General features: G+C 50.7%; 10 protein-coding genes. 5 read left to right on the top strand and 5 right to left on the bottom strand.

What is annotated here, in order from left to right:
• Nucleotides 1–43: 43 nt before the first annotated feature.
• Together rho and trxA are read right to left on the bottom strand one after the other, a co-directional pair.
• Nucleotides 44–1,309, bottom strand: a complete 1,266-nt coding sequence (gene rho / locus G5S52_RS17155) for a transcription termination factor Rho (RefSeq protein ID WP_002535468.1) — start codon at nt 1,307–1,309, stop codon at nt 44–46.
• A gap of 188 nt (nt 1,310–1,497) precedes the next feature.
• Nucleotides 1,498–1,824 carry a thioredoxin TrxA gene (gene trxA / locus G5S52_RS17150; protein WP_002535469.1) on the bottom strand — a complete coding sequence of 109 codons (327 nt, stop codon included), beginning with the start codon at nt 1,822–1,824 and terminating at the stop codon, nt 1,498–1,500.
• Between the two features lie 113 nt (nt 1,825–1,937).
• On the opposite strand from trxA, the gene rhlB reads away from it, so the two are divergent.
• The gene (gene rhlB, locus G5S52_RS17145; protein ID WP_156168172.1) at nt 1,938–3,236 is read left to right on the top strand and encodes an ATP-dependent RNA helicase RhlB; all 1,299 of its coding nucleotides are present in this window, start codon (nt 1,938–1,940) and stop codon (nt 3,234–3,236) included.
• 24 nt (nt 3,237–3,260) lie between these two features.
• Nucleotides 3,261–4,742 carry a guanosine-5'-triphosphate,3'-diphosphate diphosphatase gene (gene gppA / locus G5S52_RS17140; protein ID WP_165016480.1) on the top strand — a complete coding sequence of 494 codons (1,482 nt, stop codon included), beginning with the start codon at nt 3,261–3,263 and terminating at the stop codon, nt 4,740–4,742.
• Between the two features lie 67 nt (nt 4,743–4,809).
• Here the strand turns inward: gppA and prlC are convergent, their stop codons facing one another.
• On the bottom strand, nt 4,810–6,852 hold the full coding sequence (gene prlC / locus G5S52_RS17135; protein WP_165016477.1) for an oligopeptidase A: 2,043 nt from the start codon (nt 6,850–6,852) through the stop codon (nt 4,810–4,812).
• A 131-nt stretch (nt 6,853–6,983) separates the two neighbouring features.
• Here prlC and G5S52_RS17130 point away from each other — a divergent pair, with 131 nt between their 5' ends.
• The 3 genes from G5S52_RS17130 (at nt 6,984) to G5S52_RS17120 (ending at nt 11,376) form a co-directional block, all read left to right on the top strand.
• Nucleotides 6,984–7,823 carry a 23S rRNA (adenine(2030)-N(6))-methyltransferase RlmJ gene (locus G5S52_RS17130; RefSeq protein WP_165016473.1) on the top strand — a complete coding sequence of 280 codons (840 nt, stop codon included), beginning with the start codon at nt 6,984–6,986 and terminating at the stop codon, nt 7,821–7,823.
• An 89-nt stretch (nt 7,824–7,912) separates the two neighbouring features.
• Entirely contained in the window at nt 7,913–9,268 is a 1,356-nt protein-coding gene (gene gorA, locus G5S52_RS17125; RefSeq protein ID WP_165016470.1) for a glutathione-disulfide reductase, read from the top strand.
• Between the two features lie 326 nt (nt 9,269–9,594).
• Nucleotides 9,595–11,376, top strand: a complete 1,782-nt coding sequence (locus G5S52_RS17120; protein WP_165016467.1) for a hypothetical protein — start codon at nt 9,595–9,597, stop codon at nt 11,374–11,376.
• A gap of 48 nt (nt 11,377–11,424) precedes the next feature.
• Here the strand turns inward: G5S52_RS17120 and G5S52_RS17115 are convergent, their stop codons facing one another.
• Together G5S52_RS17115 and G5S52_RS17110 are read right to left on the bottom strand one after the other, a co-directional pair.
• Nucleotides 11,425–12,192: an SPOR domain-containing protein gene (locus tag G5S52_RS17115; protein WP_165016464.1), complete on the bottom strand. Its 768-nt coding sequence runs from the start codon at nt 12,190–12,192 to the stop codon at nt 11,425–11,427.
• A gap of 144 nt (nt 12,193–12,336) precedes the next feature.
• Nucleotides 12,337–13,134 (bottom strand): SPOR domain-containing protein, encoded by a 798-nt coding sequence (locus G5S52_RS17110; protein ID WP_165016461.1) that lies wholly within the window; start codon nt 13,132–13,134, stop codon nt 12,337–12,339.
• Nucleotides 13,135–13,220: the final 86 nt, after the last annotated feature.

Raw genomic sequence — 13,220 nt, 5'->3', positions numbered from 1 at the left:
AAAAGCACCGCATTGGCGGTGCTTTTTTATCAATTTGAAACGCTTACGACTTCTGACGACGCATGGCTTCGAAGAACTCGTCGTTGGTTTTGGTCATTGCCAACTTGTCGATCAGGAACTCCATGCCTTCGATTTCGCCCATTGGGTGAACAATCTTACGCAGGATCCACATCTTCTGAAGTTCGTCAGGCTTGGTCAGCAACTCTTCGCGACGGGTGCCTGAGCGGGTGAAGTCGATAGCTGGGAAGACACGCTTCTCCGCAATCTTACGGGACAGGTGCAGTTCCATGTTACCTGTACCTTTAAATTCTTCGTAGATAACTTCATCCATCTTAGAACCGGTATCAACCAGTGCTGTCGCGATGATAGTCAGGCTGCCGCCTTCTTCTACGTTACGTGCCGCACCGAAGAAACGCTTCGGACGGTGCAGTGCGTTGGCATCCACACCACCGGTCAGTACTTTGCCTGAGCTTGGTACCACGGTGTTGTATGCGCGAGCCAGACGGGTGATGGAATCCAGCAGGATAACCACGTCTTTCTTGTGCTCAACCAGACGCTTGGCCTTCTCGATCACCATTTCAGCAACCTGAACGTGACGGCTTGCTGGCTCGTCGAAGGTTGAGGCAACCACTTCACCTTTAACCAAACGCTGCATCTCGGTCACTTCTTCCGGACGTTCGTCGATAAGAAGCACCATCAGCTCACACTCTGGGTGATTGTAGGCAATGCTCTGCGCAATATTTTGCAGCAGCATGGTTTTACCCGCTTTTGGCGGTGCCACAATCAGACCACGCTGACCTTTACCGATTGGCGATGCCAAGTCCAGCACACGTGCTGTGATGTCTTCGGTTGAACCGTTACCACGCTCCATCACCATACGCTCGTTGGCGTGCAGTGGGGTCAGGTTTTCAAACAGGATCTTGTTACGCGCATTGTCAGGCTTGTCGTGGTTAACTTCGTTCACTTTCAACAGTGCGAAGTAACGCTCACCGTCTTTCGGTGGACGAATTTTGCCTGAAATGGTGTCACCGGTACGCAGGTTGAAACGGCGAATCTGGCTTGGCGACACGTAGATGTCATCCGGGCCTGCCAGGTAAGAACTGTCTGCGCTGCGCAGGAAGCCGAAACCGTCCTGAAGAATTTCCAGCACACCGTTACCAAAGATATCTTCGCCGCTTTTCGCGTGCTGCTTAAGGATGGCAAAGATGATGTCTTGTTTACGGAGGCGGGCAAGGTTCTCAAGGCCCATGCTTTCGCCCAAGGCTACAAGCTCAGAAACGGCCTGATTCTTCAGTTCGGTAAGATTCATAGTGGTAGGTGTCTTGTCAGTCAAATTTGAGGTCTGAGTTAGTTAGGGTTTAGCGATCAAGGGTGTGATCGAGGAATGAACAGAAATGTACAATTTACGTGCAATAAGTTAGCACCAGATTGGAAAGCTGTCTAGCTGACGGAAAGAATTAAGCCGTGCCCGGGGATGGTCACGGCTTTTCTGTCACATTACAGGTTTGCGTCCAAGAACTCTTTCAGTTGAGTTTTAGACAGTGCGCCAACCTTAGTTGCCGCCACTCCACCGTCTTTGAACAGCAGCAGCGTTGGAATACCACGGATACCGAACTTAGGTGGTGTACCTGCGTTCTGGTCGATATTCAGTTTACCAATAGTGACTTTCCCTTCGTATTCTTCAGCGATCTCGTCAAGAATCGGGGCGATCATCTTACAAGGACCACACCACTCTGCCCAGAAATCAACCAGTACAGGGCCTGCAGCATTGATAACATCTGCGTCGAAGCTGTCGTCGGTCAGCTGCAAAATCTTGTCGCTCATCTTTCACTCCAATGATTATTTTTTGTCACTGGTGATATACCAACCAGTAAATCATCGCACTATTTGAATGTATTCACTATCGTATTGCAAGCCTAAGCTGATATTCTATGCGGATGAAAATGACGCATCTCACAGAGCAGAAATTTGCCGACTTCGGTCTTCACGCCGATGTTATCAAGGGTTTGGAAGAAAAAGGGTTTCATAATTGTACCCCTATCCAGGCTCTGGCATTGCCGGTCCTGCTCACCGGCCAAGACATTGCAGGACAGGCCCAGACGGGCACAGGTAAGACGATGGCATTCCTGACTGCGACTTTCCACCATTTGCTGACAACGGAGGCACCTGCCGACCGCAAGAAAAACTGTCCGCGCGCTATCATCATGGCACCAACGCGCGAACTTGCGATCCAGATCTATAACGATGCTGCTCCGCTGCTGGCTTCAACCTCTCTGACTGCGGGTCTTGCCTACGGTGGCGAAGCGTATGAGAAGCAAAAAGAAGTACTGGAAGGCGGCGTTGATATCCTGATCGGTACCTGTGGCCGTATTATCGATTTCTACAAACAGCGCGTGATTGACCTGAGCGGTATTCAAGCTGTTGTGCTTGATGAAGCCGACCGTATGTTCGATCTGGGCTTTATCAAAGATATCCGCTTCCTGTTCCGCCGTATGCCGGCTCCGGCAGACCGTCTGAACATGCTGTTCTCCGCGACCCTTTCTTACCGCGTGCAGGAACTGGCGTTTGAGCACATGACCAACCCGGAACATGTTGTGGTTGAGCCAGAGCAAAAGACCGGTCACCGTATCAAGGAAGAGCTGTTCTACCCATCGAACACCGACAAGATGCGCCTGCTGCAAACCTTGATTGAGGAAGAGTGGCCGGAGCGTGCGATCGTGTTTGCAAACACCAAGCATCGCTGTGAAGACATCTGGGGTCACCTGGCAGCCGACGACCTGCGTGCAGGCCTGCTGACTGGCGATGTTCCTCAGAAGAAACGCGTTAAGATTCTGGAAGAGTTCACCAAAGGCAATGTAGACATTCTGGTTGCAACCGATGTTGCTGCACGTGGTCTGCACATTCCTCAGGTAACCCACGTATTCAACTACGACCTGCCAGATGACTGTGAAGATTACGTTCACCGTATCGGCCGTACCGGTCGTGCTGGTGCAAGTGGTGCGTCTATCAGCTTTGCGTGTGAAGAATATGCCGTGAACCTGCCAGCGATCGAAGAATACATCGATCACGCCATTCCGGTATCTGAATACAATGAAGATGCCCTGCTGACTGACCTGCCTGCACCTATCAAGGTACATCGCCCACGTCAGGTAAACAGCCGCCGTAACACCTCCGGCAAATCCGGCTCACAATCACGTGGCCGCGGCCGTCGTCGCCCGTCGACCAACAAAGCGTAAATCTATCAGGGGTAACCACAGAGCATGGAAAACGCGCGTTCGCCCCTGTACGCTGCCATTGATCTCGGTTCAAACAGCTTCCACATGCTGGTTGTTCGTGAAGTTCAAGGCAGCGTACAAACGTTGGCAAAAATCAAACGTAAAGTACGCCTGGCCTCCGGCCTCGACAGCAATTTGAATCTCAGTGACGAAGCCATGCAGCGCGGCTGGGATTGCCTTTCATTGTTCGCTGAGCGCCTTCAGGACATTCCTTCAGACAATATCCGCATCGTCGCTACCGCCGCCCTTCGCAGCGCCAAAAACGCCGATGTGTTTATCAAGCGTGCCAATCAAATTCTTGGCCACTCCATCAATGTGATCACAGGTGAAGAAGAAGCCTGCACCATCTATCAGGGCGTAGCACACACCTCGGGTGGTAAAGGCAAACGTCTGGTGGTGGATATCGGTGGCGCCAGTACCGAAGTGATTATCGGCGAAGGCTTTGATGCTGCGGCATTGACCAGTCTCGATATGGGTTGCGTGACTTGGCTGGAAAAGCACTTCAAAGATCGCTCACTCACCGAAAAGAGTTTCGACTCCGCCATTGAAGGCGCAAAAGCGGTGCTTTCCCCTATCGTCAAACGCTATCGCGAACTCGGTTGGGATGTCTGTGTAGGTGCCAGCGGCACCGTGCAGGCCTTGCAGGAGATCATGGTGGCGCAAGGTATGGATGAAACCATCACCCTGGCGAAGCTCCACCGCCTTCGCAAACAGGCAATTGGCTTTGGACAGGTCGAAGAGCTCGATATCGACGGTCTGACGTTAGAGCGAGCTTTAGTGTTCCCAAGCGGCCTCTCTATCCTGATTGCGATATTTGAGGATTTAGGTATCGAGTCAATGACGCTGGCTGGCGGCGCACTGCGTGAAGGCTTAGTGTATGGCATGATGGATACAATGTCCGAGCAGGACATCCGCAAGCGTACCATTCAGAGCATACAGTCTCGCTACCAGCTGGACGACATCCACGCAGACAACGTCGCGAAGACAGCGCAAAGCCTGCTGCAACAATGCGGTGAAGGCTGGATTGCAGAGCCTGTCGCGCCTGTGATGCTTGATGCTGCTGCGAAGCTGCATGAAATCGGTATGAGCATAGGCTTTAAAAAGGACGGTGAGCATGCCGCTTACCTGCTCGATAGCCTCGACCTACCCGGCTTTACCCGCGCGCAGAAAAAACTGCTGGCTGAAATGCTGCGCCACTACCGCGAGCAACTGGTTCCGATTGCGCCGCAAAGTGCGATTTCACCCAACAGCGCTAACCGTCTACTGCGTCTTCTGCGCATAGCGGTGCTGCTCTGTCACCGCCGAGACAGTAAAGCAATCCCTACTGTTACGCTGAAAGCAAACAGCGACTCGCTCGAACTGACGATGCCTGATAACTGGCTGAACGCAAATGTGCTGATGGCGACTGAGTTGACGCTTGAAGCAGAGCGCCAGAGCGATAACCACTGGCCACTGACCATCGAGTAAGTCAGTCAAAGGCACAAAAAAGCACGGTCGAAACCGTGCTTTTTCTTTTTGGGTTGATAATGGCGAGTTAAACGCCAATCCCGCTATGGCGCAGCAGCGCATCCGGTGATGGCTCGCGGCCACGGAAGCGTTTGAAAAGCTCCATTGGCTCTTCACTGCCGCCGCGCTCAAGAATGTTCTCAAGGAACGAATGGCCCGTTTCGGTATTGAAGATACCTTCTTCCTCAAAGCGGCTGAACGCGTCTGAAGACAGCACTTCCGCCCACAGATAGCTGTAGTAACCCGCACTGTAACCACCCGCAAAGATGTGGCTGAATGAGTGAGGGAATCGGTTCCAGTCTGGAGACGGCACAACCGCGACCTGACTCTTCACTTCTGCCAGCGTTTCCAGCACTTTCGCGCCTTCTTCTGCATCAAAGCGGGTGAACAGGGTGAAGTCGAACAAGCCAAACTCTAGCTGGCGCAACATGCCCATGGCAGAGTTGTAGTTCTTCGCTGCCAGCATTTTATCCAGCATCTCTTTTGGCAGTGGCTCGCCGGTCTCATAGTGGCCGGAGATAAACGCCAGCGCGTCTTCTTCCCAGCACCAGTTTTCGAGGAACTGGCTTGGCAACTCAACCGCATCCCATGGCACACCGTTGATACCAGATACCGACGACACATCAACTTTGGTCAGCATGTGGTGGATACCATGGCCAAATTCATGGAACAGCGTCACCACTTCATCATGGGTAAACAGCGCTGGTTTACCACCGATTGGCTTGTTGAAGTTACAGGTTAAGTAAGCCACCGGGCTTTGCAGATCGCCAGATTCAGTCACTCGACGCACGCGGCACTCGTCCATCCATGCACCGCCACGTTTGTGTTCACGGGCGTAGAGGTCGAGATAGAAGCTGCCGCGCAGTTCGCCTTTCGCATCGAAGATATCATAGAAAGACACGGACTCATGCCACACGTCCACGCCGTCACGACGTTTAACGTCCATGCCGAACACACGTTTCAGCACTTCAAAAAGACCGGCAACCACTTTGTCTTCTGGGAAGTAAGGGCGCAGATCTTCATCAGAAATACTGTATTGATGCTGCTTAAGCTTCTCGGCGTAGTAACCCACATCCCAAGGCTCAAGCGTTTCCACACCGAAGTTGTCTTTGGCGAATTGCTTGAGGGTATCGAATTCTTTCAAGCCCTGTGGGCGCGCTTTTTCCACCAGCTCGTTCAGGAAGGTCAGTACCTGATCAGTAGACGCTGCCATTTTGGTTGCCAGCGACAGTTCACTGTAAGTGGCAAAGCCCAGCAGACGGGAAATCTCACTTTTCAGCAGCAGGGTTTCATTGATGAGGTCGGTGTTGTCCCACTTACCTGCATTTGGACCACGGTCAGACGCTCGGGTGGTGTACGCCTCGTACATTTCTGCGCGAAGCTCACGGTTGTCACAGTGCGTCATGACAGGCAGGTAAGACGGAATGTCCAACGTCAGCACATAGCCTTCAAGCTCTTTGCTTTCTGCCTGCGCTTTAGCTGCAGCAAGCGCGGATTCAGGCATGCCCGCCAGCGCGTTTTCGTCGGTCACATGCTTGGACCAGCCCATGGTGGCGTCGAGCACATTGTTTGAGAAAGTCGACGACAGCTCAGACAGTCGCTTGCTGATTTCACCGAAGCGGTGCTGTTCTGCCGGTGGAAGCGCAATACCGGAAAGCTCGAAATCGCGCAGAGAGTCGGTAATGGTCTTCTGTTGTGCCGGTGTCAGTGAATCAAAATCATCACGCGCTTTGATCGCCTTGTACGCATCATATAGCGGTTTGTGCTGACCTACCCACGTCGAGTAGTCAGACAACATTGGCAAACAAGCCTCATAGGCTTCACGCAGCGCCTGGCTATTCACCACCGCATTCATATGGCCTATCGGTGACCAAATACGGCTTAGCCTGTCGTCGCTCTCTGCCAATGGCTCACAGATGGTGTCCCAACTTGGATCCGTGTTGTTTTCCAGTACCGCTTCAATCGCAGCGCGGCAGTCTGCAATTGCCTGCTCTACCGCAGGTTGTACGTGCTCCGGTTTGATTTCAGAAAAGGGAGGCAAATCAGTAAACGTTAGCAGCGGGTTGGACATTGTCAGTTCCTTTCATTTCTCAGACTCTGTATTTATGGCGTCAATCAACCGCGTTTTCAATGCTGAGGCTGCATCGAACCTCCCAATAGGAGATAATAGTCTTCTATTTCTAATATTCACCGGATACAAACATGCTCAGTTACCGCCACAGCTTCCATGCTGGCAACCATGCGGATGTGCTCAAACATATCGTTCAAAGCCTTATCATTGAATCGCTTAAGCAAAAAGACAAAGCCTTTGTCTACCATGACACCCATAGCGGTGCGGGTCGCTACGATTTATCTGACGAGCGCGCTGAGAAAACCGGTGAATACAAAGAAGGTATCGGCCTGATTTGGGAAAGCGATGACGCGCCTGAAGCTATCAAGCCTTATCTTGATACTATTCGCGCACTGAATCAGAGCAACAAGCTGCGTTACTACCCTGGCTCACCGAAAGTCGGCCTCAGCCTGCTGCGTGAACAGGATCGCGCTATTTTCACAGAGCTTCACCCTAGCGATTTCCCTCTCCTGCTTCAGGAGTTTCGCGGTGACCGTCAGGTAAAAATGTACAAAGAAGACGGTTACGCACGTCTTAAAGCCAGCCTGCCACCCAAAGAGCGACGCGGAGTGGTGTTGATTGACCCACCTTACGAGCTCAAGCACGAATATCAGGACGTGGTAGATGCAATTGATGAGAGCGTGAAGCGCTGGGCAACCGGCACCTATGCGATTTGGTATCCGGTGGTTTACCGCAAAAATATCGATCTCATTACCAAAGGTCTGGAAAAGCTCGGCATCCGCAAAATACTGCAAATCGAACTGGGTGTGGCGGAAGACAGTGAAGAGCGCGGCATGACAGCGTCCGGCATGATTGTGATTAATCCGCCATGGACGCTGGAAGCACAGATGAAAGAAATTCTACCTTGGCTGCAAAGTAAAATTGCACCCGAGACAGGCCACCAATTTGTACAATGGGTAGTGCCTGAATAACATACGGATCTTGAAAGGTCTGATATTATCAGGGGATGCTAATGCTTCCCCGCTCAACGGGATTTAAGAATAACCAAACGGAGAAACTCATGGCCAAGCATTTTGATTATATTTGTATCGGCGGCGGCAGTGGCGGTATCGCTTCTGCAAACCGTGCCGCGATGTACGGTGCAAAAGTCGCGTTGATTGAAGCGCAACACCTCGGCGGCACCTGCGTAAATGTAGGTTGTGTACCGAAAAAGGTGATGTGGCACGGTGCGCAAATCGCAGAAGCCATCAAAATGTACGGCCCTGACTACGGCTTTGACACCACACTGAACAAGTTCAGCTGGGACAAGCTGGTAGAAAACCGTGAAGCCTACATTGGCCGCATCCATACCTCTTATGAAAACGTGCTGGGCAAGAACAACATCGAAGTGATTGAAGGCTTCGGCAAGTTTGTTGATGCCAAAACGGTTGAGGTGAACGGCGAGCACTACACTGCTGACAACATCCTGATTGCTGTCGGTGGTGCCCCAACCATTCCAAACATTCCAGGCGCGGAACATGGTATCGACTCAAACGGCTTCTTTGAGCTGAACGAGCAGCCTAAACGCGTTGCAGTGGTTGGTGCAGGTTACATCGCAGTAGAAATCGCCGGTGTATTGAATGCACTAGGCACTGAAACTCACCTGTTTGTGCGTAAAGAGTCTCCACTCCGCAGCTTCGACCCAATGATTATCGACACACTGGTTGAAGTGATGGAAAAAGAAGGCCCAGCGCTTCACACCCACTCGATTCCAAAAGAAGTGGTGAAAGAGTCTGACGGTTCATTGACCTTGCATTTTGAAAGCGGTGAGACCCACAACACCGATCTGCTGATTTGGGCAATCGGTCGCCACCCAAGCACAGATAAGATTAATCTGGCTGCAGCAGGTGTGGAAACCAATGACCGTGGCTACATCAAAGTGGATGAGTTCCAGAACACCAATGTTTCTGGTATCTACTGCGTGGGTGACATCATGGAAGGTGGTGTTGAGCTAACGCCAGTTGCGGTTAAAGCAGGTCGTCAACTGTCAGAGCGCCTGTTCAATGGTAAAGCAGACGCCAAGATGGACTACGAGCTGATCCCAACCGTGGTGTTCAGCCACCCACCCATCGGCACTATCGGCCTGACCGAAGGCGAAGCGAAAGCGCAGTACGGCGAAGAGAATGTGAAGGTTTATACCTCCAGCTTCACCGCGATGTACACCGCCGTTACCCAGCACCGTCAGCCATGCAAGATGAAGCTGGTCTGTGCGGGTGATGACGAGAAAGTCGTAGGTCTGCACGGCATTGGCTACACCGTGGATGAGATGATTCAGGGCTTTGGCGTCGCAATGAAGATGGGTGCAACCAAAGCGGATTTTGACAGCGTCGTCGCGATCCACCCAACGGGTTCCGAGGAATTCGTTACCATGCGCTGATCGCAAAGCGATTAATAAGAGCCTCGCACCCGCGGGGCTTTTTTATGCTTCTAAATCAGATAAATAGTCAAAGCACTCCCTGACACCCCACCAACTTTCTCATCATGAAACTGACAGTTAATTTGCCTGACCCCAAACCCATCGTGCGCCAGATCACAATACAATATCTCGTTTGTTAAAAAACCTCAGATAAAACTCTCACAAAAAGAAGGTCTATTGAGCTTTCTGTCTCTTTCAAATAATTAGACCTTCATTCCAGAGTGCTGAGCGCAACTGGTCGATTTATCTAAGTGTCTATTCAAATATTTATTCATTCTGGGTGAGAGATGAACTTTAAAACTTCTGTGTTGGCAGCATCAGTTGCGTTAATTCTTGCGGGCTGTGGTAGTGATGATTCAGCACCAATTACTGGCGGCGGTTCAACAGGCGGAACTTCCACGGAACTAGAAAAAAAGCCAACTATCGCAGTTCCTGAAAACGGTCGATTCATCGATGCCCAAGTAGAGGGCTTGTACTACGTTCAGGGCGACTTAGCGAATGACGAAGGTCACCTGACAGACGAGACTGGAGCTTACGATATTCTTGAAGGCAGCCCTCGTATAAAATTTGTGCTGGGTAACCAACATGGTGGCCTGATTCTGGGTAGCGTTTCAGGTCGTGATATCAGCACACCTTACGAGGTATTGGGTACGCAAGACCGCGTCATATCTTTGGTTCGTCTACTGCTTACTATCAACGAAAATGTTGATGACACACTGATCCGCATCCCTGCTGAAATTCAAAATGCTGCCGAAGATTCAAACCTCATTGAAGCACTGATGGCTATTGAACTGGATCGCTTAGAGGAGACAGTCGAACCATTGCTAATCGCTCTGCAAATGACGATTAACGAACTGGTTACCGAAGAGATCGCGAAAGAACACCTGAAGAATTCACTAGCTGGCTTGGAGCGTGGCTCCGACACCATTTTGACACACTGGGCAAAAGGCTCTAACTGGACTTTTGTACAACGCAGCGCGACGCAACGCATAGTTCAGCCAAATACAAACGCATACGATAACCAACTGGTTATTCACGCTGACCGTTCGTTTGGTAACAACGTATTCGAAAAAACGAACGCGCCAAAATCCTCTATCTTCACTCTTCAGAGCGAAAAATTCATTGAGCGCGCTGGCTCTAATGACGGCTCCATCAGCAGTGACTACGCCCTAACTTATTTGAACTGTATTGCTAACGATGGCGAGTTTGGTTGGGTAGAAGAAAACGGAAATGAACTCCCAGCATGTGATGGTGACACAAACTATCCAAAGCCTGAGTGGGACGATGTTCTCCACCACTATGATTATGAACTAGTGGATCCAGAAAGCACTCTTACTGAAGACATTGCCCACTCTTGGGATGGCGTTGCTGAAATGGGTAACATGTACGAATGTATGGCGAACGCCAATTGCAGTGAAAAAGCACTGACCCGTTATCAAGAGCTTACACGTGATGATTCTGACGCACAGGATGGTTCTGCACTGCAGAAGGAAACCCTTGTCGGCTCTTATGACCCTATCACTGATGTTTACACCGAAACGCGTACAAAAGAATACCTGAACGGAAACCACTTAGGTCGAGCTGTTGAAAGCATCAGTTTCACTTATCCAGTTGAAAAGCCGGGAGTAGACCGCTACGTCGACTTTATTGGTACCTGGGAAGCAACCGCGCTTAACCCTGTTTGTCCAGAGATGGTCGCAAAAGCAACCTTTACCTTCACGGAGGTAGGTTTGAGCATGTCCGGAGAGGAACTGAACACCAACCAAGATGGCTGCTACATCAGTCAGTATGAAGAAGACGTTTACTCATACGCAGAATTGGCGAGTATCGACTACTGGTGGTTTGGTACGAATGAAGCTGGTGCGTCGAAAGCAACACTAGACCAGCTTAACTCGACGATTCGCTGGAACGATCGCGAAGCAGATGACGTGGAAGACAACTTCAAGATCAACCGCTTCAGCTACATCCCTGCAGGTAAAAACTGGGACCAAGGCCTATTCTACCGTTTCACACTTGATGATAACGGAAACAAAATTGCGACAGAGACATTGCGCAAAATTGCTAATTAAGGTCAATTTACGCAAAAAAAGCGGCCATCCGGCCGCTTTTTCTGCCTATCACTCACACAACACATTCAATGTCAGCGTGTCTGATATTGCCACAAACGACATATCCAGTTTGATGTCGTAAACCTGCCCGTTACTAAGCCAGTAAGGGTAAAGATCTGGCAGTGCTTCTACACCACGCGATGTTGATATCGCGTTTCTCAGGCTCCTTTCTGACACCAGTTTTTTTCCGTTATTGAGGCAGGCATTGTTGGCTTCCTGATACGTAGCCCGCCACCAGTCACGGCGGTTGATGGTGTATCGTGTATCCATACCCTTTGGCTTGGGTGCCCAAAACCCTAAAACCTGCTCCTGGTGCCTGATCAGCCCCTTCTTTGCGGAAGCCGGCTTTGTCTTCAATACTGTTTTTTCCACGCCTGGCTGATAACCCACCTGACGGATAAAGGCATCAGCGGTTTCTGCTTGGGCTCGCAAGTCGTTTCGCGTTTCAATCGCTTCGCCAAAAGAATCAAAAGGCCCCGCTAAACATCGATACTGACGGCCTTCCTTTCGATAGAGCGCACCATTGATGGCTTCATTCTGCTCGGGCAGCTCCGCATAAATACCACACTGCACCCAAAACGCGCCGCTCTTAGCAGGCTTTCTCCCCCATAGCCCTTCACCGATAGGACAGCTTTCACCCACGACAGAGTAACCCTCAGACGATTTTTCACCTTTGCAGCGAGCATCAAGATCCTCAGAAGCAAACACAGAAGTACTGAATATAAGGAGGAAACTCGAGAGAACTAGCTTCAAAACAGGGAGACTGCGGGAGTGCATGAATGATTTGCCTTTTACTGCCGTACAACGAAAAACGCGTGCCTTCTTCGGAGCTATTTTAAAAGCGGCAGACGGCGAGGAGGGATTTAACGCTTGTTTCTACAGCAGAATTCACAACTCTGACCGAAGCTCAGTACAATTGCCTTACTGAGGCTCACAAAGCACCAGTAACGCTGATTCAAGTGAAAGTGGCATGGAAAGCCCCATCACGACGTCGAAGGCGCGCATTTCTGCCACCCAGTAAGGCAGTCTGCTTGGATAGGTATTTTTCCAGTCCGGCATGGATGACAGGGTTTTCAATGTCGATTCAGAGACCAACTTCATACCATCTTGCCGACAAGCCTGATTGGCTTCCCTCAACGTGGCACGCCACCAGACGTTTTGTTTGGCACTGTAGCGCGGTTCATTAAGTTCTGGCATCGGGCTTTTCAACGACCCGACATCAATGTATCGACGTTCTGTCTTCGCTGGCTTCGAAGCCTTTACGACCGCCGTTTTCTTAGGCTTGGCGGACTGGCTGAGCTGTGTTGCCTTCTCGGGCTGAGATATATCGCGGATAAAGGCTGAAGCGAACACTTTGCGCTGCTTCATGACATCCTTGACGATTTCAGCTTCCGAATAGCGTTCAAACGGCCCAACCAGACAGCGGTATTGATTGCCTTCCTGACGGAATACCAATTTGTCCTGCATAAGCACAGCTTCAATCTCTTTCTTAAACCAAGGCTTAGGTAACTGGCTGACCACACCACATTGCACCCAGAACCGACCTTCGTTTTTGATCGGGCGCTTTGACCAGAGCCCAGCACCCACTTTGCAGCTTTGCTGCACGACTTGCCATCCATCTTTTTCTGCGGACTCGCAAGCTTCAGCAGCCTGTGCCGAAGCGAAGGAAAATACGCAAAGTAATGAGATAGCTAGAATGCTGAAAAGTCTTGAGAGCATTGAACTCGATACCGTCACGAAGTTTTATTGTTCAGACAGTTAGCCTAGCGCGAAATCGACGAAATAACGAGTGAATAACAGAAAGG

The sequence above is a fragment of the Grimontia sedimenti genome (assembly GCF_011045095.1).
In the GTDB taxonomy this organism is placed as follows: domain Bacteria; phylum Pseudomonadota; class Gammaproteobacteria; order Enterobacterales; family Vibrionaceae; genus Enterovibrio; species Enterovibrio sedimenti.
This window is presented reverse-complemented; position numbering and strand designations above follow the sequence as displayed.